We start from the raw sequence: 24,592 nt of genomic DNA on the forward strand, positions 1-24,592 counted from the left end.
TTATCGGCGTTTCAGGCGGAAATTGTCAAACTTGCCCGTCAACCGCATGAACAGCGGCACCAGCAGCGCGGAAATGATGATCTGGGGCACGACCAGACCCAGCACGCGACCCGTCGCGGCATGCGGGTGGGCGATCAGCGCCGCGAGCGACTGGATGATCGCGACGAGCAAAGCGGCGATCGCCCAGTCGTGGAAAAACCCGCGCCAATAGATACGCTGAGAGCTGTAATCGATCGCGATGCTGGCGAGCGTCCACAGTCCCGCCGCGGTTCCGAACGGCATGCCGCTGAACATATCGTCCCACAGCCCGAGCGGCAGGCCGACCCAAACCGGCCACATTTCGGAACGCAGCAATTGCCAGCACAGGAAAAACAGCAGGCCGAGCGGCGGCAGAACCGGCGAATTGGCGATCAGCGGTAGCATCAGCGGAAGTGCGGAGGCAAACATCACGCTCGCGATCGGCACGACCCGCATCCGCACCAATGATGCCGGCTCGCCCAGCCGCGGGCCTTTTTTGCTCATGATGTTGCTCATGGCGTGCCGACAGGGGCAGGAGCGGGCGCCGGCGAGGCGTCGATATTGTCCGGAGTGTAGGGGCGCAGCACCGACACCGCATCGACCTTGCCGGGGTCGGCGAGCGGGCGCGCGAGCGCGCCATCATTCTGGCGACGGGCGACGATCGCGACCGGGATATTGGGCGGATAAAGCCCCCCGGTGCCCGAGGTGAGCAGGATGTCGCCGGGCTTGAACGGGTTGTTCGCGATGTTGAGCGTGCGGATGTCGAGGTCGCCGTTGCCGCGACCATAGGCGAGCGCGGGCAGGCCGTCGCGCGCGCGGCGGACGGGTACGATATTGTCGACGTCGGTCAAGAGCAGCACCTGCGACACCGACGGCCCGCTGCTCAGCACCCGGCCGATCAGCCCGTCGGCGGCGCGCACTGGCTGTCCGGCGGCGACCCCCAGATTGCGGCCGATGCTCAGCAGAGCGATACGCTTGCTGCTCGTCGAGGTCGAGGTGAGGAGATAGCCGTTGGCGATGGCGGTCTTGTCGGTTTCCTGCAATTTGAGCAGCGTTTTGAGCTGGCGATTCTCTTCCTGCAACGCGCTCGTCGCAACAAGCTGGCGCCGTGTTTCGGCAAGCTCGTTGCGCAGGCGCCGGTTCTGTGACCCGGCGTTGACATAGGCGCCCACCCGGTCGTCGATGCCGGAGATTGATCCCGTGACCGATCGCGTCACGCGCGCGATGGGCGCGGCGATTTCCTGGCTGGCCACCCGTAACTGGGCGAAGCCGACGGGATCAACGACCGACAGGACCGCCAGCAGCAACCCGGCCACTGCCCCGGTCACCGCAATGACATAGGCAACGAACAGGCTGTATTGGGCCTTTCGGGATTGTCCCGGACGTCGATGTGCCGGGCGAGCCATGGCCTAGGCGATCAGGCTTGCTGGAGCACGCCGCGGAAGGCGCTGTCTTCCATCGCGCGGCCGGTGCCGATCGCGACGCAGGTCAGCGGGTCTTCCGCCACCGTCACGGGCAGGCCGGTCGCTTCCTTCAGCAGTTCGTCAAGCTCGGCGATCAGCGCGCCGCCGCCGGTCAGGACGATGCCCTGGTCGACGATATCGGCCGCGAGTTCGGGGGCGGTGTTTTCCAGCGCGATGCGAACGCCCTCGACGATCGTGCCGATCGGTTCGGACAGGGCTTCGGCGATCTGTGCCTGATTGATCGAGATTTCCTTGGGCACGCCGTTCACCAGGTCGCGGCCCTTGATGTGGATCGTCAGCCCGACGCCGTCGGCGGGGATGCGCGCGATGCCGAAATCCTTCTTGATCCGCTCGGCAGTCGCTTCGCCGATCAGCAGATTATGGTGTCGGCGAACATAGGAAACGATCGCTTCGTCCATCTTGTCGCCGCCCGCACGGACCGAGGTGGTATAGGCGAGGCCGCGCAGCGAAAGCACCGCGACTTCGGTCGTGCCGCCGCCGATGTCGACGACCATCGACCCGATCGGTTCGGTGACCGGCATGTCGGCGCCGATCGCGGCGGCCATCGGTTCTTCGATCAGCCACACTTCGCTGGCGCCGGCGTTCGATGCGGCATCGCGGATCGCGCGGCGTTCGACGCTGGTCGAACCCGACGGCACGCAGATCACGATTTCGGGGCTGCGGAATGCGTTCGGCTTGCCGCCGTGCACCTTGGTGATGAAATGCTTGATCATCTGTTCGGCGACGTCGATGTCGGCGATCACGCCGTCACGCAGCGGGCGGATCGCCTCGATGCTGTCGGGGGTCTTGCCCATCATCAGCTTGGCGTCGTCGCCGACCGCCTTGACCCGCTTGATGCCGTTCAGCGTTTCGACCGCGACGACCGAAGGTTCATTGAGCACGATGCCCTTGCCGCGCACATAGACAACCGTGTTGGCGGTGCCGAGGTCGATGGCCATGTCTTGCGAATTGAATTTGAACCAGCGGGAAAAGAAGGACATCGATACTGCTTCCTGTCATCGAAGCCGCACCCATCATGGGCGCGCCCTGTCGTGATTATACCCGCGTGCCCGGCCGGCAACAGGACCAAATCAGGGGAAGTTTCCGGCTCGTCCGTTAAGGGCTGGCTGGACAAAACGATCAGGCTGTGCGGGTGGGTCGCGATTTGCGTTCGACTGCGCTACGAGAGCCCCCATGTCAATACGTCGCCTGCCTGAAAAGCTCGTAAATCGGATCGCAGCCGGTGAAGTGGTCGAAAGACCCGCCGCAGCGCTCAAAGAACTGGTTGAAAACGCTATCGATGCGGGTTCGACTCGCATTTCGGTGCGAATCGCCGATGGCGGGATTTCGCGGCTGGAGGTCGAGGATGACGGCTGCGGAATGACCGCGGCCGATATGGCGCTCGCGCTCGAACGTCATGCGACGTCAAAGCTGCCCGACGATGCGATCGAGGATGTCACGACGCTGGGTTTCCGCGGCGAGGCGTTGCCCTCGATCGCCAGCGTCGCGCGGCTGACGCTCGAAAGCCGGATCGCGGGCGGCGACGGCTGGCGGCGCGTCGTCGACAATGGCGCGGTGGCGGCCGAAGGTCCGGCGGCGCTCGCCAAAGGGACGCGCGTGCTGGTCGAGGATCTGTTCGCGCGCGTGCCGGCGCGCCGCAAATTCCTGCGCAGCGGGCGCAGCGAATATGCCGCGTGCATGGATGTGGTGAAGCGGCTGGCCATGGCGCGGCCCGACGTCGGTTTCATCGTCGAGCATGACGGTCGCCGCGTGCTCGATGTGCAGTGCGATCAGGACCGGCTGGCGCGCGTCGCGGCGCTGACGCACCGCGATCTGGCCGCGAACAGCATCGGGGTCGATCTCGATCGCGGCGACGTGCATCTGGGCGGCGTGATCAGCCTGCCGACCTACAATCGCGGCATTGCCGACCATCAATATCTGTTCGTCAATGGCCGCCCGGTAAAGGACCGGCTGCTCGTCGGCGCGCTGCGCGGCGCCTATGCCGACCTGCTCGCGCGCGATCGCCATCCGGTCGTCGCGCTCTTCCTCGACGTCCCGACCAGCGAGGTCGATGTGAACGTCCATCCGGCGAAGACCGAAGTGCGCTTTCGCGATCCGCAGCTCATTCGCGGGATGATCGTCGGCGGGCTCCGCCGCGCGCTCGACGAACATGGTTTCCGCAGCGTCCAGCGCCCCGCCGAAGCGGCGCTAGCGGCGTGGCAGCAGGAACCCGTCGCGCCCCAACCGACGACGGGCTTTCTGTTCGGTCAGGCACCCGCCGCGCCGCCGCCCGCCGCCGCCCATTCATTTGGCACCAGCTATGTCCCGCCGGCTGGCGATGTCGCGCGCGTCTATGACCGTCTTACCCCCTTCGCTTCCGCCGCTCCGATCGCAGGCCGCGCCGAAGTCGCCGCCGCCCCGGTGCCTGAGGCCGAAGCCCACCCGCTCGGCATCGCGCGCGGCCAGATTGCGCGCACCTATATCGTTGCCGAGGCCGAGGATGGCCTTGTCATCGTCGATCAGCACGCCGCGCACGAACGTCTGGTGCTCGAACAACTGCGCCGCGGCATGAGCGGGCAGGCGGTGCCGTCGCAGGGATTGTTGCTCCCCGAAGTCGTCGAACTTGACGAGCCCGCCTGCGACCGGCTCGAGGCCGCGTCGGCGCAGCTCGCGGCGCTGGGTGTCGAGATCGAACGATTCGGACCCGCCGCGGTGATGGTTCGCGCGACCCCGGCCATGCTCGGCAACATCGATTGCCAAAAGCTCGTCACCGACATCGCCGACGACCTCGCGGGCTATGACGCCGCGCTGGGGCTCAACGAGAAGCTGGAACTGGTCGCCGCCACCATGGCCTGCCACGGCTCAGTCCGCGCCGGCCGGACGCTGGGTGTCCCCGAAATGAACGCGCTCCTCCGCCAGATGGAAGTGACGCCGCACTCGGGGCAATGCAACCACGGGCGGCCGACTTGGGTCAAGCTGGCGATGGACGATGTCGAAAAACTGTTCGGCAGGAAATAGCTATGCGCCGCTGGCTTCGCGGACGCGGATCAGCCCGATGCTCACCAGCGTCATCACCGGCACATCGTCCTGATTGAACACGGTCAGTCTCGATTTAAAGCTGCCCATTTCGGGCCTGCTCGTTGACTGACACTTTTCCAGCAGCTCGGTTTCACAGCGTAACGTGTCGCCGGGATAGACGGGCTTCAGCCACCGCAATTCGTCGATCCCGGGCGATCCCAGCCCGGCCTGCTGCGACGCTTTCATATTCTCGACGATCATCCGCATCGCCATCGAACCGGTATGCCAGCCGCTCGCCGACAGCCGCCCGAAATAGGTTTGCGCCGCCGCCTCATCGTCGAGATGAAAGGGCTGGGGGTCATATTTCCCGGCGAATTCAATCACCTCTTCGCGCGTAACGGGATAATGGCCGAAACGCTGCGTCGACCCGATTTCCAGATCCTCGAAATAGAGCAAGCCAGCCTCCTTAAGCCATTTTGATCCCGGCGACGCCATTCTCGACCACGCCCGTCGCGCGCTTCGACAGCGTGTTGACCGGCGTCGTAACCTTGTCGACGACCATGAAATGCGTCTGCCACGCTTCTCGATTGACGTCGCAGACCAGATAGCCGCGCTGGTCGTTGGCGAATTTGAGCTCGGGGTTCAGTGCCAGCCATTCGTCGGTGCCGTTCCGCTTGTCGCTGCCGTCGCCGCCGCTGCTGATGGAGGTGCCGACGAATTCAGCGCCCACAACCTTGTCCTTCAGCACCAGATCGCCGCAGAAATTCTGATGCTCGTCCCCCGTCAGCACGACGCAGTTTTTCAGCCCGCCCATTCGCGACAGGATGCGCTCGCGCGGCGCTTCATAGCCGGCCCAACTGTCGAGGTTCAGCACTTTTTCGGGCTCGTCGGGTTTGCGTCGCCGGTCGAGCGACATCATCGTGATCTGCTGTGCCAGCGCGTTCCACGTCGCGCCGCCCTGACCCAGATTGCGGTTCAGCCAGTCTTCCTGCGCCTTGCCTAATACCTGCGCATTTTTGTCGAAGACGCCGGGGCAGGCGGGCTTGAACCCGTCTTCGCACGGCTGGTCGTCACGATATTGCCGCGTATCGAGCAACTGCATCGCCATCAGGTCGCCGTAGCGCAGCTCGCGGTTGAGCGCGACCATCCCGCCGCGCGGCAGCAGCGCGCGGCGCACCGGCATATGTTCGTACCAGGCCTGCATCGCTCCCTGCTTTTTCAGCATAAAGACTTCGGGCGGCGCCGCGTCGGGATCGTTCCCCTCAAGGCCCATCTTCCAGTTGTCGATGTCCGACACCCAGTCGTTGCGGATCTCGTGATCGTCGAAGCTCGACATAAAGGCATGGACCGATCGCGCCGCCTGCAAATCGATATCGCCCAGCTGCTGGGCATAAGCAGCGCGGAAGTCGCCAAGGTCATAGAGCGCGCGGAACGCATGCTTGCGCACCGGCCGCGTCGGCAGCCCGGTGTTGAACAGATATTCCTCGCTATATTCATAGATGAAGTCGCCATAATGATAGACGAAAGCCAGCTCTTCGCGCGCCAGGTGCCGATAGGCACCAAAGAAACCCGCCTCGAAATGCTGGCATCCGGCGACCCCGAATTTCAGCGTATCGGCGCGCGCGCCGGGTGCGGGCAGGGTGCGCGCGCGGCCGCGCAGGCTGCGCTCGCCGCCGGCGGTGAAGCGGTAATAATAGGGGCGGTCGGGCTGCAATCCCTCGACCTCGACATGGACGCTATGCGCCAGTTCGGGGCGCGCCAGCGTCGTGCCCTTCGCCGCGATCTTGCGAAAGCCGCTGTCGTTCGCGACCTCCCACTCGACGGGAACATTTGTCAGCGGCATTCCGCCATGCGGTTCCATCGGTTCGGGGGCAAGGCGGGTCCAGATGACGAAGCCGTCGCTCGCCGGATCGCCCGACGCCACGCCTAGGCTGAAGGGGAAATCGCGAAAAATGCCCTGCGCACGGACGATTGCCGGTGCGGCGAGCCCGGCAAGGGTCGCTCCGGCAAGGAAGTGGCGGCGGTCATACATGGCTGGTTTTCCTTGGGACGCGAATCATGCGACCCTCGATAGACCAGCCATGTGGGACTTCAATGACCGAAACTCCGGCCCGCCGGCGTTATACGAACATCCACAGCATCCAGACCGCCATGCCGACCATTGCGACATTCTCGGTCAGCGAGATGAAGCCCAGCGGCACCTTGCTGCTGCCGCCGACGCAGGCGCATTTCAGCTCGCGCTTGTCGATATAGACCGCCTTGAACACCGATACGGCGCCGATGCCGCCAATGAACAGCGCAACCGGGATCGACAGCCAGGGCAGAGCGTGCGCGGTCATCAGCACACCCGCCAGCCCTTCGGCGAAGGGATAGATGGTGCCATAGGGAACCCAGCGTTTGGCGAGCAGATCATAATTGAGGAACATCGTCGCGAATTTGTCGATGTCCTGAAGCTTCAGAAGCGCGAGGACGATCATGCTGAACGAGATGAACCATTCGGCGGCGCCCAAGGTGAAGGCGTCGCCATAGGCGGAATAGGACGTTGCCAGCGCCATCAGCGCGGTCATCGCGAACAAGGCGATCACCGGGCGATAACTGGTCGCTTCCGGGTCGGCGACCTTCAGCCCGAAATGGCGGCGCAAATCATCGTAACCGCCGATGCGAACGCCGTCGATAAAGGTCTGCGGCGTCGTTTTGACATCATATTTCGCCTTGAACGCGTCGGTTTCCTCGCGCGTCGTCAGCCACTGGTCGTCGACCGTAAAGCCCTTTCTTTCGAGAAGATATTTTGCCTTGAGGCCATAGGGGCAGGTGTGCCCCGGCATGACCATGCGATGGAGGGTTGCTTGGTTTTTCATCCACCCCATATAACCTCCGTACCATAGTACGGAGTCAAGCCATGCAAATCACGATCGGAAAATTGGCGGCGGCGGGCGACGTCGGGGTTGAAACGATCCGCTATTATCAACGCCGCGGCCTGATCGGCACCCCCGCGCGCAGCGGCGGCGAAGGCTGGAGCGGCGGCATTCGCCGCTATGATGAAAATGACGTGCGGCGGCTGAAATTCATCCGCTCGGCGCAGGCGGCAGGTTTCACGCTGGAGGAAATCGGCGAATTGCTGGCGCTGGAAGCAAGCGACGACCGTGCCCGCGTGCGCAGCCTCGCGCGCCAGCGGATCGAGGTGCTCGATACGAAAATCGCGCAAATGACCGAAGCCCGCGCAGCACTGGCACGCCTCGCCACCCAATGCGCGGCGAGCGACAAGGGGCCGTGCCCGATCCTGCAGGCGTTCGAGGTCTAAAACGTCCGCCCTCGCGCGGAGCCGCAGGCGGCGAAGCAATCTCCACCCCTCCGCCTATTCGCCGCCTCCTTCATCATCGTCATCCCGGACTTGATCCGGAATCCATCGCGACGTTGAAGCCATGAACCCCGGATCAAGTCCGGGGTGACGAAGTGGAAATGGCCGCTCACGACCCAGTTGTTGACGTACTTGGTCCGTCGCCCCCGCGAAGGCGGGGGCCGCTATCGGCGTAGCGTAAGGGTTGCCCGCGGCCCCCGCCTTCGCGGGGGCGACGCCTTGGCCAACGTCCGCTCCCCACCCCATTTGCGCCATTCGCTGCCGATATGAATCGAACGACCGGAATCGACCCAATTGCGGACGTGCAATCAAGGCGGTAACGTTCAGAAATGCGCGGATCGGCAGATAGGAAGCCCTCGGAGCGGGAGATTGGAGCGCGGGTTCGCATCCACCCTGCTCACCAGGCCGAGATTGAGGCGTTGTTCGATGAAGCGATGATCATCCCGATCTACAAGGAAATGAGAACGGACGGAAATGTCTCTTACTGGTTTGGTAAGAATCAGATTTCGAAGCTTGCCGAAGCGTGTGTGCTGGAACGGATACCACCCCACTATTGGGCTCATCATGTGGTAATCGGACAACCGCCGATCATCGAATGAAGCTAACGGCAGCTCCCCACCCCAAAGCCGACATCGCTCGCTCTAAAAACCCCTAGCCCTACAGTGCCGCGCCGCGCCACCATCCGTTCGGCCCATTGAAATCGCCCGCTTCCGCCAGCCGTCCCCGCGGCGACCGAGGAGGCGGTTGCAACGCACGCTTGGTGGCTCAGACCCGTCGGATGCAGCGAATTCAGCTGTGCAGGAAGTGCATCACGTCGCCGTCCTGCACGACATAGGCCTTGCCTTCGGCGCGCAGCTTGCCCGCTTCGCGCGCGCGCGCTTCGCCGCCCAGTGCGACATAATCGTCATAGGCGATGGTTTCGGCGCGGATGAAGCCCTTCTGGAAATCGCTGTGGATTTCGCCCGCAGCTTCGGGGGCGGTCGCGCCGGTGTGGACCGTCCATGCGCGGGCTTCCTGCGGACCGACAGTGAAGAAGGTGATCAGGTGGAGCAGTTCGTAACCGGCGCGGATGACGCGCGCGAGGCCGGTTTCGGTGAGGCCCATTTCGGACAGGAATTCCATCCGGTCGGCCATCTCCATCGTCACCAGCTCGCTTTCGATCGCGGCGGATACGACGACGGCCTGCGCGCCTTCGGCGGCCGCCTTGGCAAAGACTTTTTCAGAGAAGGCGTTGCCGTTCGCCGCGCTGCCCTCGTCGACGTTGCAGACATACAGCACGGGCTTCGACGTCAGCAGCTGCGCGGTGCGCAGCACGCGGGCTTCTTCCTCGTCCTTGGGTTCGGTCAGCCGCGCGGGCTTGCCTTCGCGCAGCAGGTCGAGCGCCTGACCCAGCACCGAAGCGGCGATCTTGGCTTCCTTGTCGCCCTGCGCGGCCTTTTTGGTGAAGGCGGGAACGCGCTTCTCCAGGCTTTCGAGGTCGGACAGCAGCAATTCGGTTTCGACCGTTTCGGCGTCGGCGACCGGATCCACCTTATTCTCGACATGCTGGATATCGTCATCCTCGAAGCAGCGCAGAACATGGACGATCGCATCGACCTCGCGGATATTGCCAAGGAACTGGTTGCCCAGACCTTCGCCCTTCGACGCGCCGCGCACGAGGCCGGCGATGTCGACGAAGGCCAGCTGGGTAGCGATGATCTTCTTGCTGCCGGCGATCGCCGCCAGCTTTTCCAGCCGCGCGTCGGGGACCGCGACATTGCCGATATTGGGTTCGATCGTGCAGAAGGGATAATTCGCTGCCTGCGCCGCCGCCGTTTCGGTCAGCGCGTTGAACAGGGTGGACTTGCCGACATTGGGAAGCCCGACGATCCCGCATTTGAAACCCATGATCTTGTCTTTCGATTGTGCTGGCGCCGCGCGGACGCGATATTTGCTGGCCCGCTAGCCGGTTCGCGCGCTTTTTGCCAGCCCAGACCGCGCGGCGTTGTTGCCAATTGTTCATTATGAACAGGCTATCGCCCGGCGCAGGGGGCAAAAAGGGCGCGTCATTATGCGATGGAAATATCTTGTCCTGGCCGGCTCGGCGATTGCCGCAGCCGCCGCCGTCTCTGCAACCGCGGCGAGTGAGTTCGAGGCCGATGTGCTGGACGAACTCAACGCGCTGCGCGCCAACCCCGCTGCCTATGGACGCGAACTCGCCGAATCGCGCGATCGCTATGACGGCAACATCCTGCTCGGCCGATATGAGGACGAAATCGACATTCAAACGCATGAGGGCGTTGCAGCGCTCGACGAGGCGGTTGCCGCGCTGCGCCGCGCGCGCGCGGTTGCGACGCTGGAGCGCGGGGAGGTACTGGCACGTGCGGCCGCCGACCATGTCGCGGCGCAATCGCGCTCGGGCGAGGTCGGGCATCGCTCGCGCGGCCGCGGTCCGGGTGAGCGGGCGATCGCGCGGGGCGGCGGCCGCTACGTCGGCGAAGTGATTACCTATGGTCATGGCGATCCCGTCTCGGTGATCGATCAGTTGCTGATCGACGATGGCGTTCCGGGACGCGGCCATCGCTTTGCGCTGCTCGAGGCACGCTATCGCTATGCCGGCGCCGCATGTGGCCGCCACAGCGTTCACCGCACGATGTGCGTCATCATGCTGTCCGAAACCCCCGACGGATCGGCTCCGCCGCCGCCGAAGCGGCCTGCGGCCCGGCCAGATTAGGCAGGGTTGGAAAACGGCCAGCCCCCGGGGGAGAAGACTGGCCGTTCCGCGCGCCGCCGGATGATTCCGGCGCCGCGATCAGTTGCCGACCGGCTGGCTGTCGGTCCGCCGCACGACGACGGTCGACGACCGCGGCTGCTCGCCGGCTACCGGCCAGTCGCCCGTCGGATGCTGGATGTTGACGAAGAAGGTCTTGAGGTCGGGCGTATAGGCCAGCCCGGTGATCTCGCAGCCCACCGGCCCGACGAGGAAGCGTTTCGACTGCTTGCTCACCTGATCGACATGGAACATCGCATTATGTCCGAATGCGCCGTCGATCGTCGTTCCCGCGACGCCCGAATTGCCCGGAACGCTATGGTCGGTCTGCACCCACAGGCGGCCCTGCGGGTCGATGCGCAGCCCGTCGGGGCTGGAGAAGGTGTCGCCCTTGATATCGCCCACCAGATTGCTGCCGCCCGCTGCCAGCGTCGGGCTGCCCGCCTGCAGGAAGATTTCCCAGCTGAACTTGGTCGCCAGCGGCGAATCGCCTTCTTCGCGGAACTTGATGATATGCCCGTGCAGGTTGGTAACGCGCGGGTTGGCGGCGTCGGTAACCCTGCGGCCGCTGTTGTTGGTCAGCGTGACGAACACCGCCTTGTTGTCGGGCGCGACGGTCAGCCATTCGGGGCGGTCCATCACGGTGCCGCCAGCGACGCGTGCGGCGGACGCGCAATTGATCAGCACATCGGCCTGGTTGTTGAAGTTGACGATCGCCGGGGTCGGCGGGGTCGTGCTCTGGCTGACATTGCCGGGGTCCGACGCGCCGGCGGTCAGGCCGTTCTGCCCGACCGTCAGCGCGCGCCATTCGCCGGTGCCGTCTCCGTTGAAGCGCGCGACATAGAGCGTGCCATAATCCAGCAGGTCGGTGTTCGCGGCGCGGTTGGTGGCGCTATAGGCGCGTTCGGGCACGAACTTATAGATGCAGCCCGGGGTCGAATCATCGCCCATATAGAAAGCGACGCGGCGTTCGGCGCTCGCCATATAGGCGACATTCTCGTGGCTGAAGCGGCCCATTGCGGTGCGCTTCGTCGGTGCCGCCAGTTCGCGCAGCGGGTCGATCTCGACCACCCAGCCATAATCGCGCGCGGGCTGCGTCGGGTCGAGGTAATTGTCGGTGGTTTCCTCGCAGGTCAGATAGGTGTCCCACGGGGTGCGGCCGCTCGAACAATTGTTGAGCATTCCCTTGATCGAACCCGACAGCAGGCCCGCGGCGGGGCCGCCGGCGCGATAGCTGCTGTTGCCGGTATAGCGGCGGTTATAGGTCGACCCGGGCTTGACCGCCCATTTGCCGTCGCCGCCCTTGGCGACCTCGACGACGCCGATCCCGACCGCCGACAACGCGATCGCTTTCTGATCCGCGGTCGCGGTCGCGGCATTGTAACTGCCCGCCATCAGGATGTTGAAATCGGGATATTCGAAATTCATCGCCAGCAGGCCGCCGGCATTGGCGTCGACGCCGGGCAGGGCGAAATATTCCATGCCGTCGTGATTGCCGCCGGCCCATTTCTCGGCGACGGCGGGGCTGGCGGGGAAGCTGCCCGCGTAAGGCGCGCCGGCCTCGACCGAATCGCCGGCCTTCAGCAGCACATCGACGGTATAACCTGCGGGTACGGTGACCTTGTCATCCTGGTTCGCGGCGACCCCGGCAAAGCTGATCGCATAGCTCGGCGCGGGGGTGGGGGTCGGCGTGGGCGTCGGGGTCGGTGTGGGGGTGACCGTGACGGGCGGCTTGCCATCGTCGTCGCTGCAACCGGCGAGCGCGGCAACGGGGATCACCGACAGTCCGAACAGGCCGCTGCGCAGCAAGGTGCGGCGCGTCGGGTTTTGGGCGACGATCGCCTCCAGGCTATTCGCGCCGCCGAGGTCGTCGGTATCGCGGCGAAATGGTGCGCGCGCTTCGTCGGTAAGATGTGACATGCAGTACCCCTGTTTTTTCGGTTGGGCCCCGGGACTGAATGTCCCGATGAGGTGGCCCCGATGACAGGGGGACGTGTCAGCGTGATTGCTTGAACATGTCCGAACGGGATGATTTTGGTGACGCTTGTGTGACGCTGCCGGTCGCGGCGATCGATATCAGCCCAGCCACCGCGCGAAAACGCGCACCGGCTGCAACTCCCAGCCAAGCTGTTCGTACAGCCCCGCCGCGGGATTCCCCTCGCGCAGCATCAATTCGACCTTCGGGCAGCCGCGATGCTTCAACCAGCCGCAGGCGTGATCGAGCAATTGCCGCGCAATGCCCTGACCGCGATGATCGGGGGCGACCCCCAGATAATAAATCCACCCGCGATGGCCGTCGAATCCGGTCATCGCCGTGCCGACGATGTCGGCGCCGCGTTCGGCGATGAAGATGGTGGAGGCTGAATGCTCAAGCGCGCGCAGGAAATCGGCGCGGGGGTCGTTCCAGGGGCGCGTAAGGTCGCAGGCCTGCCAGATTGCGATCACCGCGTCGGCATCACTTTCCGCCGCGGCCCGCAAGCTGATCATCCCTGCAACCGCAGCGCCAGATCGCTCTGGAACCGCACCTCATTCCCGTCGGCAAGCCATTTCGCTTCGGCCGCGATCGCGCCGAGCAGGTCGATCAGCGGTTCCATCTCGCTCTTGTGGTAATTGCCCAGCACATGGCCGGTGACGCGATCCTTGTGCCCCGGATGGCCGATGCCGATGCGCACGCGGCGGAAATCCTCGCCGATATGCTGGATCATGCTGCGGATGCCGTTATGCCCGGCGGCGCCGCCGCCCTGCTTGACCTTCACCTTCATCGGCGCGAGGTCGAGCTCGTCATAGAAAGCGGTCACGTCCTGCGACGCCAGCTTATAGAAATCCATCGCGGCGCGCACGCTGCGGCCGCTTTCGTTCATGAAGGTTCCGGGTTTCAGCAACAGGATGCGCTGGTTGCCGATGCGGCCATCCTGGATCCAGCCCTGAAATTTCTTCGCGGGCGCGGGAAAGTCGTAAACATCGGCGATGACGTCCGCGGCCATGAAGCCGACATTGTGACGGTGCATCGCATATTGGGGCCCGGGATTGCCGAGGCCGACCCATAATTGCATGGCGTCGCCTTTCTCGGGGCCGCGTGCGGATCGCCCCTCCCCGCAAAGGGGGAGGGGCGGGTCCAGGTTCGTTTAGGCTTCGTCGCCTTCAGCAGCTTCGCCGCCGTCAACCGTCGTATCGCCCGACGTCGACTTGAGAGCCGACGGAGCGACGATCGTCGCGATGGTGAAGTCGCGATCGGTGATCGCGCTTTCGCTACCCTTGGGCAGCTTGACGTGGCTGATGTGGATCGAATCGCCAACGTCAAAGCCGGTGACGTCGATCGCGATGTCATCGGGGATGTTGGCCGCGTCGCAGATCAGTTCCAGTTCGTGACGAACGATGTTCAGCACGCCGCCGCGCTTCAGGCCCGGCGAGGCTTCTTCGTTTGCGAACACGACCGGAACCGCGACAGTGACCTTGGCATCCTTCGAGATGCGCAGGAAGTCGGCGTGGATCGGGCGATCCTTGACCGGATGGAAAGCGACGTCCTTGGGCAGCGTGCGAATCTGCTTGCCGCCGACTTCGATCATGACGACCGAATTCATGAAGTGACCCGTCATCAGCTGCTTCATCAGCAGCTTTTCTTCGACGTGGATCATCAGGGGTTCTTCTTTGCCGCCATAGACAACGGCGGGGACGCGGCCACTACGACGCAGTTCACGCGAGGCTCCCTTGCCTCCCCGTTCACGCGTCTCGGCCGACAGCACCAGCTGGTCGCTCATCATTTTTCTCCGAGTATAGATTTCACAGTCCGCCACGCCTCCAGGGATGACCATGGACGGAAGCCGCGGCGCTTAGCGAGGAAGCGACGAAAATGCAAGCGCCGGTGCGAAGTTGGGCGCCGAGATGGCCGCGAACTACCGGAGGCTGCCCTATCCATCATCGTCACCCCGGACTTGATCCGGGGTCGCGCTTGAAGTCAAGCGCTGGTGGAGCCTCAAAAAGCGGGATCCCGGGTTAAGCCCGGGATGGCGAGTGAGGACCGGTCGCTAACGACCGGCAGAAGACAGAAAAGCCTGTAAACTTAAATTCTGCTTCTCGCGCCGCACAGGCGATTCCCGATCCAGCGCTAATATGCCGCAGACCCAATTAACAAGTGTAGGCACTGCATGATTTTCAAGCCGGCGACGTGCATTTGCAGCCTCTTCGATCGGCACCGATCCGGCGCGAATATAAAGCCTCTCAGACGGCACATTCTGGTTCGCCGGCCAGAAATGCGCGTCGAACAGATTTCCCGGGCTCCGCATCAAGTGCGTTTCGATAACGATACCGGCGCTTGTAAGCGCCTCCTCAAGAAAGGTGGGTTTGAGAGGGTAGCTGTGCCCTTTCGGTAGCTTGCCTGTTTCCGACTTCATGGGAGTATCTAACCATTTGACGGCGGAACTGGCAACGTCCGCTTCCCGCGCTATTGCTACCTCGTCCATTATCGCCACCCCATCACTGCACCCGCGTCACCTTCATCCCCTCGGCCTCCAGCATCGTCGGCACGCCGTCGCTCCCGACCAGATGTCCCGCGCCGACCGCCAGCATCACCGTTCCCGGTCGTTCCATCCGCTGCTTGATCCACGCGCTCCAGCGCCGGTTGCGGTCGGTGATGATCGCCTTGCGCGCTGCGGGAACGACTTCGACATCTTCGTTGATTACTTGCTCCAGCGCCGCAATGTCGCCGCGTGCCCATGCGGCGGTCAGCGCGTCGACATCCTCCACCGCCTTGTCGGCCTTGGCTGCCGCGCGGGTCAGCAGCGTGCGCTGTGTTTGCGGGTCGAGCGTTTCGAACAGCATCAGCTGTTCTCTTGCGGTTTCCAGCCCGCCGACGGGTTTGCCCGCCGCCTCGAACGCGGCGGTCAGGCCGGCTTCGACGCCTTGCGATGGCATCAGTTCGGCTTTTTGCGCGACGCGCTGCCCCATCAAGACCATCACCGCCCAGTCGTCGAGCTTGTCGCCGCCAAAATTGCCGCCGCTCGCCTCCAGCGTGCGATAGCCGGCAAGGGCGTCGGCCGGCAGACGCTTTTCCATCGCCAGCGGTACGCTGCGCGGCGCCAGCTCACCGAATATGCCGCCCGCAGTTGACAGCTCCGCAGGCGACAGTTCCAGCACCAGCTCATCGGCCGCGGCGATCGCACCCGCAACCTTGCCGTCGTCCCAGTCGGTGCCGCGCGGCAATGCGTGCATCGTGCCCAGCATATAGATGCGCGTGTCGCTATCTTCGACCAGCCACATTGCGGGGCGTGCCTGCGGGCCGGGTTCGGCGGCGCTGCATGCGGCGATCAGCAACGGCAAAAGGGCCGCCGCAAGGCGGCGACCCCGATGTCCGGAACGGAAAGTCCCAATCCTCAATATGCAACCCGCTCCACGGTCAGGCCGCGTTCCTTCAGATAATCCTGCACGCTCTTTTCACCCGCCAGATGGCCCGCACCGACCGCGACGAACACCGTGCCCGGCTTGTCCATCCGCGCCTTCAGCTGATCGGCCCAGCGCTGATTGCGATCCCACAGCAGCGCCTTGGTGACTTCGGGCGTATCGGCCATGCTTTCGTTCATCGTCGCCGCCAGTGCCTCGGGATCGCCTTTGCTCCATTGCATGACCAGCTTGTCGAGCATCGGTCCGGCCTTGTCGATATCCCGGACCACGGTGTTCAGATAATTGACCTGCGCTTCTTCGGGCAGCGTGTCGAGAAAGCTCAACTGCTCGGTCAGCGTTTCCAGGCCGAGGATCGGCTTTCCGCTATCCTTGGCGAAACGGGTCAGCAGCTTTTCGGCGCCTTGCTCGGGGTCGTAACCCAGCTTGCCCAGCGGCAGCATCGACAGCGTCGCCGCCGCGAACCACGGCTCGAACATGTCGAGCTGGGCCGGTTTCAGGCCCAGGCTTCCCAACGCGGCCTGATAGGTTTTAAGCTCGTCGGCATTCAGCCGCGACGACAGCGTCTTGCCGCTCTTGTCGACGGCAAGCTCCATGGTGGTGTTCGCCAGCACGGCCTGATCCTCGGGCATCACCATTTCCAGCATCAGCTGGTCGGACTTGTCGAAGGCGTCCTTGACCGCGGCGTCGAACCAGCTGAGGCCGGGTTTCAGCACATGGATAGTGCCGAACAAATAGATGGTGGTGTCATCGTCCTTCACCACCCACAGCGCGGGGTCGGCGTCGGTGGTTGCGGCGGCGGGCGCCGCCACCGCCTCTGCGGCCATGGAAGGGGTCGACGCGAAGCCGGCAAAGGAAATGATCGCGGAGCTGGCGGCAAGGGTACGAAAAAGCGTCTTCATGGGAGATGTCTTTCTTTCAGCAATGTAGCGCAAGATTGCAAAGAGGGAAGGGTGGCGGCGCCGGGTCAGCGGAACTTGAACCACAGATAAACGACGGCGTTGACGATGATCGATCCGGTAAACAGCAGCATTGCGTCGACCGGCGGGGCCAGACTGGCGCCGTGAAGAAGCCACCAGACGGGCGCGGCCAATGCAAAGGCGTACCATGCGGCGAGGCCGGCCCAGAGCAGCGCGCGTTCCTCATGATCGTCGACCGAACGATGAAACAGCGGGATGCATATTGCCAATCCGATCGCCCATAGAACCGATGCGCCGATCGCAAAGCCGGTGGTGAGCGTCGCATCGCCCAAAAAAGAAGCCCAGAAACAGAAGGGGAAGTGTCCTGGGCCGCGGGGTTGACGGCCCGTTTCCATATGCCGATCAGCCCGCCGATGGCCAGGGAAAGCCCGATTGCCGTCAGGTAACGCTTCCGGCGCGGTGACATGGGGCGCTTCGCAGGCTTTCCGGTGTCAGTCATGGTTTGATCCTTCAAAGCCATCGTCGAAAATCTCCTCGATCTGCATGTCGAACAGGCGGGCGAGTTTGAAGGCGAGGGGAAGCGAGGGGTCATATTTCCCCGTTTCGATCGCATTCACTGCCTGTCGCGAAACGTCCAGCCGGTCGGCCAGTTCGGCCTGGCTCCAGTTCCGCATCGCGCGCAGGACTTTCAGTCGGTTCTCCACGGCGGTCAGCAGAGGGCGGTGCGGCGGGAATTCGGCAAGCAAAGCCATGTCCTTAGCCTCTCCGCGCTGATGACCTGATCCCGGAACGGCGTCCAAGTCATGGGGCACATAAATTGTCTCCTGTCATGTCCTCCTGACCTTGTGTCAGGTGTTGTTGACTAAATGACATGAGTCGCTGACTGTATCAACAAGACCTGACAAAAAGTTTCGTGAGCATGACATGGTGCGGGATCGAAAGCCGCTGTCCCCTTGACCCTACGGCCGCGCTGCGCCAAGGCGGCGGCGATTTTTGCACCTGCGAAGGAATTGCGGCCGTGGCCGACGCCGAAGCGAAGAAAAGCCTCAGCTTTCAGGACATGATCCTGACGCTCCACGCCTATTGGGGCGCGCGCGGTTGCGCGATTCTCCAGCCTTATGACATGCGCGTCGGGGCGGGGACCTTTCACCCCTCGACGACGCTGCGCAGCCTCGGTCCCGAACCGTGGAATGTCGCTTATGTTCAGCCCAGCCGCCGCCCGACCGACGGCCGCTATGGCGAGAACCCGAACCGGCTCCAGCATTATTACCAATATCAGGTGATCCTGAAGCCTTCGCCGGCCGATCTTCAGGAACAATATCTGGGTTCGCTGGCGGCGATCGGCATCGACCCGCTGCTCCACGATATCCGCTTCGTCGAGGACGACTGGGAATCGCCCACATTGGGGGCATGGGGTCTCGGCTGGGAAGTCTGGTGCGACGGGATGGAAGTCACCCAGTTCACTTACTTCCAGCAAATGGGCGGTTTCGACTGCAAGCCGGTCGCGGGCGAGCTGACCTACGGGCTCGAACGCCTCGCCATGTATATCCAGAATGTCGACAATGTGTACGATTTGCGCTTCTCCGACCCCGTCGGCGACGTCGCGGGACTGAGCTATGGTGACGTTTTCCTCGAGAATGAAAAGCAGTTCTCGAAATGGAATTTCGAGGTCGCCGACACCGACACCTTGTTCGCAGGCTTCAAGGCCGCCGAAGAAGAGTGCAAGCGTGCGATCGCCGCGAACGTCCCGCTCGCCGCCTATGATCAGGCGATCGAGGCAAGCCACCTCTTCAACCTGCTTCAGGCGCGCGGCGTAATCAGCGTGCAGGAACGCGCCAACTATATGGCCCGCGTCCGCGACCTCGCCAAAGGCAGCTGCAAGGCATGGATCGACAGCCAGTCCGAAAGCTGGACCGCAAAATATCCGGGGTGGACGCTGTGACTGACTTTCTGCTCGAACTGCGCTCGGAAGAAATTCCCGCACGCATGCAGGCCGGCGCCCGCGCCGAACTCGAAAAGCTGTTCCGCGCGCAAATAACCGCCGCCGGCCTCGAAGCCGGCGATCTCACCATCTGGTCGACCCCGCGCCGCCTCGCGTTGATCGCCAAGGGGCTTCCCGAAGCGACCGCCGCGGTCAGCGAAGAACTCAAAGGCCCGCGCAGCAGCGCGCCGCCGCAGGCGCTCGAAGGTTTCCTTCGCAAGACCGGCCTGACGCAGGATCAGCTCGAAGACCGCGACGGCACGTGGTTCGCCGTCATCGACAAGCCCGGCCGCGCGACCGCCGAAGTGCTGGCCGAGGCGATCCCCGCGATCGTCCGCGCCTTCGCCTGGCCCAAGTCGATGCGCTGGGGCAAGGACAGCGCCAGCAGCGAAAGCCAGCGCTGGGTCCGCCCGCTGTCGGGCATTGTCGCCATCTTCGGCGAAGAGCTTGTGCCATGTGAAGTGAGCGGAATTGCTGCTGGTTTCGCGACGCGCGGCCACCGCTTCCACTGCCCGGGCGAGATCACGATCGGTTCGGCATCGGACTATGCCGAAAAGCTCCGCGCCTGCCACGTCATCGTCGACCATGAAGAACGTCAGTCGATCATCCGCGACGGCGCCGCCAAGGCTGCCGCCGACGCCGGGTTGAGCCTTGTCGCCGACGAAGGTCTGGTGGTCGAAAATGCCGGCCTCACCGAATGGCCGGTGCCGCTGCTCGGCCGCTTCGACGAAGCCTTTCTCGCTGTGCCGCCCGAGGTCATCCAGCTCACCGCGCGCGTGAACCAGAAATATTTCGTCGTGAACGATGCGGCGGGCCAGCTCGCCAACGGCTTCGTCTGCACCGCGAACATCGCCGCGATCGACGGCGGCGCCGAAATCGTCGCGGGCAACCAGAAAGTCCTCGCGGCACGCCTGTCCGACGCGCGCTTCTTCTGGGAACAGGACCAGAAAAAGACCCTCGCGCAGCACGCCGAAAAGCTCGCGAACATCACCTTCCACGAAAAGCTCGGCACCGTCGCCGACAAGGTCGAGCGCGTCGCCAAGCTCGCGCGCTGGTTGGTGGAAGAGGGCATTGTCGTATCTCAACCCCGTCATTCCCGCGAAGGCGGGAATCCCGCTTCAACGCCGGTAAGCGGGACCCCCGCCTCCGCGGGGGTGACGAAAGAGGAATTGGCCGATCAGGCCGAACTCGCCGCTCGCCTCGCGAAGGCAGACCTCGTCACCGAAATGGTCGGCGAATTCCCCGAACTCCAGGGCCTGATGGGCGGCTACTACGCCCGCGTTGAAGGCCTGCCCGATGCGGTAGCCGACGCGATCCGCGATCACTACAAGCCGGTAGGGCAGGGCGACGACGTCCCAACCGCGCCGGTGACGGTGGCCGTGGCGTTGGCGGATAAGCTGGATACCTTGATCGCCTTCTTCACAATTGAAGAGCGACCGACGGGTTCAAAGGATCCGTTTGCGTTGAGGCGCGCGTGCATCTCAACTGAAACAACGACGATTGATAATGGCCTCCGCTTTTCGCTTTTGGCTGTCATCTGCCACGCGATTAAGCTTCTGCGCACCCAAAGCGATGAACGCTTTCAGGAGTCCGATAAGGGGGACAAAACGAACTTCCGTTTTGAAGGAGAGCCTTGGAAATCGGTTAAGCTGATCGACCTTGATGAGCCGGAAGAAAAGCCCGTTGATTTGGGGGGCGACTTTATCAAATTTTATTGGCTGCGAGAGTTCGCTCGTCGAGCAGATGAAAATGGCCTGCCGAGCCTGCTCGACTTCTTCGCCGACCGCCTCAAAGTCCAGCAACGCGAAGCCGGCGTCCGTCACGACCTCATCGACGCGGTGTTCGCGCTCGGCGGCGAGGATGATCTCGTCCGTCTGCTCGCCCGCGTGAAGGCGCTCCAAGCCTTCATGGCAACCGACGACGGCACCAACCTGCTCGCAGGCTACAAGCGCGCGGCGAATATCCTGAAGCAGGCGGGGGAGGTCAGCGGCGCCGCCGCCGCAACCCCACCGACCGACGCCGACGCGACCTTGCTCAAGGCTCTCGACACTGCCGAACCCGCAGCCTCGGCCGCAGTCGCCGAAGAACGCTTCACCGACGCCATGGCCGCGCTCGCGTCGCTCCGCGCGCCGATCGACGCGTTCTTCGAGGGTGTGATGGTCAACGACCCCGACGAAGCCGTCCGCGCCTATCGCCTCGGCCTGCTCGCACGATTTACCGCAGCGGTGCACGGGGTCGCCGATTTCTCGAAGATCGAGGGCTGATAGGGGCTATGCCGCCCCCCTTATACCGCACGAAGTAAAACTGAATCGACGATACGCTTTCTCCACCCTATCCCCCCGCCAACCTCCTCCCCGGGGCAGCAGGAGCATGAAATGACGAAGATGGTGCATTTGTTCGGCGGCGACGCGACGACCGCGGAACGCTCGAAGGAATTGCTGGGCGGCAAGGGGTCTAACCTCGCCGAAATGGCCTCGATCGGCCTGCCGGTGCCTCCGGGCTTTACGATCACCACCGACGTCTGCACCGCCTATTATGCCAATGGCGAGCAATTCCCGGCGGGCCTGATCGAAGACGTCACCGCGGGCATCGCGCATATCGAGGGCATCACCGGCAAGATTTTCGGCGACGCCGCCGACCCGCTGCTCGTTTCGGTCCGTTCGGGCGCGCGCGTGTCGATGCCGGGGATGATGGACACCGTCCTCAACCTCGGGCTCAACGACAAGACCGTCGTCGGCCTGGCCGAGGCGTCGGGCGACGCGCGCTTCGCGTGGGACAGCTATCGCCGCTTCGTTCAGATGTATGCCGATGTCGTCATGGGTCTCGACCATGCCGAATTTGAAGAGGCGCTGGAAATCGCCAAGGAAGATCGCGGCTTCTACCTCGACACCGACATGTCGGCCGAGGATTGGCAGGCACTGGTCGCCGAATATCAGGCGATCGTCGAACGCGAAACCGGCGCGCCTTTCCCGCAGGAGCCGAAGGACCAGCTGTGGGGCGCCGTCGGCGCCGTCTTCGCCAGCTGGGAAAGCGATCGCGCGAAAGTCTATCGCCGCCTGAACTCGATCCCCGCCGAATGGGGCACCGCGGTCAATGTGCAGGCGATGGTGTTCGGCAATATGGGCGACACCTCGGCCACCGGCGTCGCCTTCACCCGCGACCCCGCGACCGGCGAGCGCGCCTGGTACGGCGAATGGCTGATCAATGCGCAGGGTGAGGACGTCGTCGCCGGCATCCGCACCCCGCAATATCTGACGAAGTCGGCGCGCGAAAAGGCGGGCGCCAAGCCGCTGTCGATGGAAGAGGCGATGCCCGAAACCTTCGTCGAATTGGGTCAGGTCTTCGACCGGCTCGAAGGCCATTACCGCGACATGCAGGACATCGAATTCACCGTCGAGCGCGGCAAATTGTGGATGCTGCAAACCCGCTCGGGCAAGCGCACCGCAAAGGCGGCGCTGAAGATCGCGGTCGATATGGCGGCCGAAAAGCTGATCACGGAAGAAGAGGCCGTGGGCCGCGTCGATCCCGGCGCGCTCGATCAGCTTCTTCACCCGACGCTCGATCCCAACGCCCCGCGCGACGTGCTGACCAAGGGGCTGCCGGCCAGCCCCGGCGCCGCATCGGGCAAGATCATGTTCGACGCCGACAGTGCCGAAAAGGCCGCCGGCATGGGTGAAGCCGTGATCCTCGTCCGCGTCGAGACCAGCCCTGAAGATATTCATGGCATGCACGCGGCCAAGGGTATCCTGACCGCACGCGGAGGGATGACCAGCCATGCGGCGGTTGTCGCACGCGGCATGGGCCGCCCCTGCGTCTCGGGCGCCGGCGGGCTGGCGATCGACGGCAATGCACGCGTCCTGCGTGTCGCCGGGCGTGAGCTTCGCGAGGGCGATATCCTGACCCTCGACGGGTCGACCGGCGAAGTGATGGCGGGTGAGGTTCCGACCCTGCTTCCCGAACTTGTCGGCGACTTCGGCACGCTGATGGTGTGGGCTGACAAGGTCCGCCGCATGAAGGTGCGCGCCAACGCCGAAACCCCCGCCGACGCACAGGTCGCGCGCGACTTCGGCGCCGAGGGTATCGGCCTTTGCCGTACCGAGCATATGTTCTTCGACGCTGCGCGCATCACCGCGGTGCGCGAGATGATCCTCGCCGAGAATGAAGACGGCCGCCGCGTCGCGCTTGCCAAGCTGCTCCCCGAACAGCGCGGCGACTTTGCCGGGATTTTCCGGGTGATGGCGGGGCTTCCCGTCACCATCCGTCTGCTCGATCCGCCGCTGCACGAATTCCTGCCGACACGCGAAGAGGATTTCGCCGTCGTCGCCGAAGCGGCAGGCGTCGGGATTGAGGCATTGAAGGCACGCGCCAACGAACTGCACGAATTCAACCCGATGCTCGGCCATCGCGGTTGCCGCCTCGGCGTCACCTATCCCGAAATCTACGAGATGCAGGCGCGCGCGATCTTCGAGGCGGCGTGCGACGTCGCCGCCGAAACCGGCGCGGCGCCGATTCCCGAAGTGATGATCCCGCTCGTCGCGACGCGCCGGGAATTCGATCTGATGAAGGCGGTCGTCGATGCGCAGGCAAAGGCAGTGTTCGAAGAAAAGGGCCGCGAGATCGCCTATCTCGTCGGCACGATGATCGAACTGCCGCGCGCCGCGCTGATGGCGGGCGAGATCGCCGAAAGCGCCGAATTCTTCAGCTTCGGCACCAATGATCTGACGCAGACGACAATCGGGATCAGCCGCGACGATGCGGGCCGCTTCCTCACCCAATATGTCGACAAGGGGATTTTCCTGACCGATCCGTTCGTCAGCCTCGATGTCGAGGGCGTCGGCCAGTTGATCGAAATTGCCGCCGATCGCGGCCGCAAGACGCGCCCGAACGTCAAGCTGGGCATTTGCGGCGAGCATGGCGGCGACGCGCCGAGCATCCATTTCTGCGAACAAACGGGTCTCGACTATGTCAGCGCCTCGCCGTACCGTGTGCCCATCGCACGTCTGGCGGCAGCACAGGCGGCATTGAAGACGAGGTAGTTTTCCCTCCCGTCATCCCGGCGAAAGCCGGGGTGACGGAAAATGGGCCGCTCACCTCGCGACAGAGGGGATGGGGCGCATGAAAAGCTGGCACCGCTATGCGATGACTCTGGTGGGCGGCCTCGCGGTCGGCCTCGGCGCCGCATGGGCGATCACTGGCCGCGGCCTTTCCGACGGTCAGATCGTCAATGGTCCGTGGACCACTTCGCTCGGCTACGGCACCAAGGCGACCGATCCGGTCACCCGCGCCGCCGTGGCACGGGCGGGGCTGCTGGCCTTGCCCGCAAAGGAAACCGTCTATTGGTCGGCGAAGAGCGACGCTGCGGGCGCTCCGCTCGATGGCAATTGCCGCTACAGCCTGTCGGGCGCCCCGCTCGATGCGCGCTGGTGGAGCGTCACGCTCTATGACGCGGCGGGTTATCTGGTGGCTAACGACGCGAAAATCTGGTCGGTCAACGGCGCCAATGTCGCTCTCGACGACAAAGGGCAGTGGAGGGTGGCGATCGCGCCAGACAGGCCCGCGAGCGGCGCCTGGCTCCCCGGCACCAAAGGGCAAGTCTTTCACCTGACCTTGCGCATGTATAACCCCGGCGGCGGCTTTCGGGCCGATCCCGCCAAAGCCGTCCTCCCGCGCATCGTGAAGGAGGGCTGCTGA

At 64.0% G+C, this 24,592-nt stretch carries 24 protein-coding genes; 8 read left to right on the forward strand and 16 right to left on the reverse strand.

The window, feature by feature from the left end; all coding sequences use genetic code 11:
- The 3 genes from ACSYDV_RS07810 to ACSYDV_RS07820 are packed head-to-tail and all read right to left on the reverse strand — an operon-like array spanning position 1 to position 2,482.
- The gene (locus ACSYDV_RS07810) at positions 1–522 is read right to left on the reverse strand and encodes a rod shape-determining protein MreD (RefSeq protein ID WP_438323228.1); all 522 of its coding nucleotides are present in this window, start codon (positions 520–522) and stop codon (positions 1–3) included.
- Positions 523–530: 8 nt separating this feature from the next.
- Positions 531–1,424: a rod shape-determining protein MreC gene (mreC, locus tag ACSYDV_RS07815; RefSeq protein WP_438323229.1), complete on the reverse strand. Its 894-nt coding sequence runs from the start codon at positions 1,422–1,424 to the stop codon at positions 531–533.
- A gap of 11 nt (positions 1,425–1,435) precedes the next feature.
- Positions 1,436–2,482, reverse strand: a complete 1,047-nt coding sequence (locus ACSYDV_RS07820; protein ID WP_438323230.1) for a rod shape-determining protein — start codon at positions 2,480–2,482, stop codon at positions 1,436–1,438.
- Between the two features lie 193 nt (positions 2,483–2,675).
- Between ACSYDV_RS07820 and mutL the strand changes: the two genes are divergently transcribed.
- Entirely contained in the window at positions 2,676–4,499 is a 1,824-nt protein-coding gene (mutL, locus tag ACSYDV_RS07825; RefSeq protein WP_438323231.1) for a DNA mismatch repair endonuclease MutL, read from the forward strand.
- Here mutL and ACSYDV_RS07830 read toward each other — a convergent pair whose 3' ends face one another.
- The 3 genes from ACSYDV_RS07830 to ACSYDV_RS07840 all read right to left on the reverse strand — a co-directional run bounded on the left by ACSYDV_RS07830 (position 4,500) and on the right by ACSYDV_RS07840 (position 7,357).
- On the reverse strand, positions 4,500–4,955 hold the full coding sequence (locus ACSYDV_RS07830; RefSeq protein WP_438323232.1) for a MaoC family dehydratase: 456 nt from the start codon (positions 4,953–4,955) through the stop codon (positions 4,500–4,502).
- A 10-nt stretch (positions 4,956–4,965) separates the two neighbouring features.
- Positions 4,966–6,531: an alkaline phosphatase D family protein gene (locus ACSYDV_RS07835; protein WP_438323233.1), complete on the reverse strand. Its 1,566-nt coding sequence runs from the start codon at positions 6,529–6,531 to the stop codon at positions 4,966–4,968.
- A gap of 88 nt (positions 6,532–6,619) precedes the next feature.
- Positions 6,620–7,357: a MauE/DoxX family redox-associated membrane protein gene (locus ACSYDV_RS07840; RefSeq protein WP_438323234.1), complete on the reverse strand. Its 738-nt coding sequence runs from the start codon at positions 7,355–7,357 to the stop codon at positions 6,620–6,622.
- 41 nt (positions 7,358–7,398) lie between these two features.
- On the opposite strand from ACSYDV_RS07840, the gene ACSYDV_RS07845 reads away from it, so the two are divergent.
- The gene (locus ACSYDV_RS07845) at positions 7,399–7,800 is read left to right on the forward strand and encodes a MerR family transcriptional regulator (RefSeq protein ID WP_438323235.1); all 402 of its coding nucleotides are present in this window, start codon (positions 7,399–7,401) and stop codon (positions 7,798–7,800) included.
- A gap of 386 nt (positions 7,801–8,186) precedes the next feature.
- Positions 8,187–8,456, forward strand: a complete 270-nt coding sequence (locus tag ACSYDV_RS07850) for a hypothetical protein (protein ID WP_438323236.1) — start codon at positions 8,187–8,189, stop codon at positions 8,454–8,456.
- A 190-nt stretch (positions 8,457–8,646) separates the two neighbouring features.
- Here ACSYDV_RS07850 and ychF read toward each other — a convergent pair whose 3' ends face one another.
- On the reverse strand, positions 8,647–9,744 hold the full coding sequence (ychF, locus tag ACSYDV_RS07855) for a redox-regulated ATPase YchF (RefSeq protein ID WP_438323237.1): 1,098 nt from the start codon (positions 9,742–9,744) through the stop codon (positions 8,647–8,649).
- 163 nt (positions 9,745–9,907) lie between these two features.
- Between ychF and ACSYDV_RS07860 the strand changes: the two genes are divergently transcribed.
- Positions 9,908–10,570 carry a CAP domain-containing protein gene (locus ACSYDV_RS07860; protein WP_438323238.1) on the forward strand — a complete coding sequence of 221 codons (663 nt, stop codon included), beginning with the start codon at positions 9,908–9,910 and terminating at the stop codon, positions 10,568–10,570.
- A 78-nt stretch (positions 10,571–10,648) separates the two neighbouring features.
- Here the strand turns inward: ACSYDV_RS07860 and ACSYDV_RS07865 are convergent, their stop codons facing one another.
- From ACSYDV_RS07865 to ACSYDV_RS07905, 9 genes are all read right to left on the reverse strand, one after another.
- Positions 10,649–12,526 (reverse strand): PhoX family protein, encoded by a 1,878-nt coding sequence (locus tag ACSYDV_RS07865; RefSeq protein ID WP_438323239.1) that lies wholly within the window; start codon positions 12,524–12,526, stop codon positions 10,649–10,651.
- A 156-nt stretch (positions 12,527–12,682) separates the two neighbouring features.
- The gene (locus tag ACSYDV_RS07870; protein ID WP_438323240.1) at positions 12,683–13,093 is read right to left on the reverse strand and encodes a GNAT family acetyltransferase; all 411 of its coding nucleotides are present in this window, start codon (positions 13,091–13,093) and stop codon (positions 12,683–12,685) included.
- Positions 13,090–13,659 (reverse strand): aminoacyl-tRNA hydrolase, encoded by a 570-nt coding sequence (pth, locus tag ACSYDV_RS07875; protein ID WP_438323241.1) that lies wholly within the window; start codon positions 13,657–13,659, stop codon positions 13,090–13,092. Before pth ends, ACSYDV_RS07870 begins: the two co-directional genes overlap by 4 nt.
- A gap of 72 nt (positions 13,660–13,731) precedes the next feature.
- Positions 13,732–14,364, reverse strand: a complete 633-nt coding sequence (locus tag ACSYDV_RS07880) for a 50S ribosomal protein L25/general stress protein Ctc (protein WP_438323242.1) — start codon at positions 14,362–14,364, stop codon at positions 13,732–13,734.
- A 267-nt stretch (positions 14,365–14,631) separates the two neighbouring features.
- Positions 14,632–15,066 carry a hypothetical protein gene (locus ACSYDV_RS07885; RefSeq protein WP_438323243.1) on the reverse strand — a complete coding sequence of 145 codons (435 nt, stop codon included), beginning with the start codon at positions 15,064–15,066 and terminating at the stop codon, positions 14,632–14,634.
- Between the two features lie 13 nt (positions 15,067–15,079).
- On the reverse strand, positions 15,080–15,922 hold the full coding sequence (locus ACSYDV_RS07890) for a TraB/GumN family protein (protein WP_438323244.1): 843 nt from the start codon (positions 15,920–15,922) through the stop codon (positions 15,080–15,082).
- A 53-nt stretch (positions 15,923–15,975) separates the two neighbouring features.
- A complete protein-coding gene (locus ACSYDV_RS07895; RefSeq protein WP_438323245.1) occupies positions 15,976–16,902 on the reverse strand; it encodes a TraB/GumN family protein in 927 nt (308 codons plus the stop codon).
- Positions 16,903–16,967: 65 nt separating this feature from the next.
- Complete coding sequence (locus ACSYDV_RS07900) at positions 16,968–17,252, reverse strand: hypothetical protein (RefSeq protein ID WP_438323247.1); 285 nt, start codon at positions 17,250–17,252, stop codon at positions 16,968–16,970.
- A 159-nt stretch (positions 17,253–17,411) separates the two neighbouring features.
- The gene (locus ACSYDV_RS07905) at positions 17,412–17,624 is read right to left on the reverse strand and encodes a helix-turn-helix transcriptional regulator (protein ID WP_438323649.1); all 213 of its coding nucleotides are present in this window, start codon (positions 17,622–17,624) and stop codon (positions 17,412–17,414) included.
- Positions 17,625–17,980: 356 nt separating this feature from the next.
- Between ACSYDV_RS07905 and ACSYDV_RS07910 the strand changes: the two genes are divergently transcribed.
- From ACSYDV_RS07910 to ACSYDV_RS07925, 4 genes are all read left to right on the forward strand, one after another.
- Positions 17,981–18,862 carry a glycine--tRNA ligase subunit alpha gene (locus ACSYDV_RS07910; protein WP_438323650.1) on the forward strand — a complete coding sequence of 294 codons (882 nt, stop codon included), beginning with the start codon at positions 17,981–17,983 and terminating at the stop codon, positions 18,860–18,862.
- Positions 18,859–21,165, forward strand: a complete 2,307-nt coding sequence (gene glyS / locus ACSYDV_RS07915; protein WP_438323248.1) for a glycine--tRNA ligase subunit beta — start codon at positions 18,859–18,861, stop codon at positions 21,163–21,165. Before ACSYDV_RS07910 ends, glyS begins: the two co-directional genes overlap by 4 nt.
- 111 nt (positions 21,166–21,276) lie before the next feature.
- Positions 21,277–23,937, forward strand: a complete 2,661-nt coding sequence (ppdK, locus tag ACSYDV_RS07920) for a pyruvate, phosphate dikinase (RefSeq protein ID WP_438323249.1) — start codon at positions 21,277–21,279, stop codon at positions 23,935–23,937.
- A gap of 79 nt (positions 23,938–24,016) precedes the next feature.
- Positions 24,017–24,592, forward strand: coding sequence for a DUF1214 domain-containing protein (locus ACSYDV_RS07925; protein WP_438323251.1), 576 nt, complete (start codon positions 24,017–24,019; stop codon positions 24,590–24,592).

The sequence above is a fragment of the Sphingopyxis selenitireducens genome, assembly GCF_051550705.1.
GTDB lineage: Bacteria > Pseudomonadota > Alphaproteobacteria > Sphingomonadales > Sphingomonadaceae > Sphingopyxis.

What these genes read in the sequence shown, in the direction of transcription:
- mutL (WP_438323231.1), top strand. Translation starts at nt 2,676, where the DNA reads ATGTCAATACGTCGCCTGCCTGAAAAGCTCGTAAATCGGATCGCAGCC.
- ACSYDV_RS07895 (WP_438323245.1), bottom strand. Translation starts at nt 16,902, where the DNA reads ATGAAGACGCTTTTTCGTACCCTTGCCGCCAGCTCCGCGATCATTTCC.
- ACSYDV_RS07885 (WP_438323243.1), bottom strand. Translation starts at nt 15,066, where the DNA reads ATGGACGAGGTAGCAATAGCGCGGGAAGCGGACGTTGCCAGTTCCGCC.
- mreC (WP_438323229.1), bottom strand. Translation starts at nt 1,424, where the DNA reads ATGGCTCGCCCGGCACATCGACGTCCGGGACAATCCCGAAAGGCCCAA.
- ACSYDV_RS07880 (WP_438323242.1), bottom strand. Translation starts at nt 14,364, where the DNA reads ATGAGCGACCAGCTGGTGCTGTCGGCCGAGACGCGTGAACGGGGAGGC.
- ppdK (WP_438323249.1), top strand. Translation starts at nt 21,277, where the DNA reads ATGACGAAGATGGTGCATTTGTTCGGCGGCGACGCGACGACCGCGGAA.
- ACSYDV_RS07835 (WP_438323233.1), bottom strand. Translation starts at nt 6,531, where the DNA reads ATGTATGACCGCCGCCACTTCCTTGCCGGAGCGACCCTTGCCGGGCTC.
- ychF (WP_438323237.1), bottom strand. Translation starts at nt 9,744, where the DNA reads ATGGGTTTCAAATGCGGGATCGTCGGGCTTCCCAATGTCGGCAAGTCC.
- ACSYDV_RS07850 (WP_438323236.1), top strand. Translation starts at nt 8,187, where the DNA reads ATGCGCGGATCGGCAGATAGGAAGCCCTCGGAGCGGGAGATTGGAGCG.
- ACSYDV_RS07810 (WP_438323228.1), bottom strand. Translation starts at nt 522, where the DNA reads ATGAGCAAAAAAGGCCCGCGGCTGGGCGAGCCGGCATCATTGGTGCGG.
- ACSYDV_RS07910 (WP_438323650.1), top strand. Translation starts at nt 17,981, where the DNA reads ATGATCCTGACGCTCCACGCCTATTGGGGCGCGCGCGGTTGCGCGATT.
- ACSYDV_RS07820 (WP_438323230.1), bottom strand. Translation starts at nt 2,482, where the DNA reads ATGTCCTTCTTTTCCCGCTGGTTCAAATTCAATTCGCAAGACATGGCC.
- ACSYDV_RS07860 (WP_438323238.1), top strand. Translation starts at nt 9,908, where the DNA reads ATGCGATGGAAATATCTTGTCCTGGCCGGCTCGGCGATTGCCGCAGCC.
- ACSYDV_RS07865 (WP_438323239.1), bottom strand. Translation starts at nt 12,526, where the DNA reads ATGTCACATCTTACCGACGAAGCGCGCGCACCATTTCGCCGCGATACC.
- pth (WP_438323241.1), bottom strand. Translation starts at nt 13,659, where the DNA reads ATGCAATTATGGGTCGGCCTCGGCAATCCCGGGCCCCAATATGCGATG.
- ACSYDV_RS07840 (WP_438323234.1), bottom strand. Translation starts at nt 7,357, where the DNA reads ATGAAAAACCAAGCAACCCTCCATCGCATGGTCATGCCGGGGCACACC.
- ACSYDV_RS07925 (WP_438323251.1), top strand. Translation starts at nt 24,017, where the DNA reads ATGAAAAGCTGGCACCGCTATGCGATGACTCTGGTGGGCGGCCTCGCG.
- ACSYDV_RS07870 (WP_438323240.1), bottom strand. Translation starts at nt 13,093, where the DNA reads ATGATCAGCTTGCGGGCCGCGGCGGAAAGTGATGCCGACGCGGTGATC.
- ACSYDV_RS07845 (WP_438323235.1), top strand. Translation starts at nt 7,399, where the DNA reads ATGCAAATCACGATCGGAAAATTGGCGGCGGCGGGCGACGTCGGGGTT.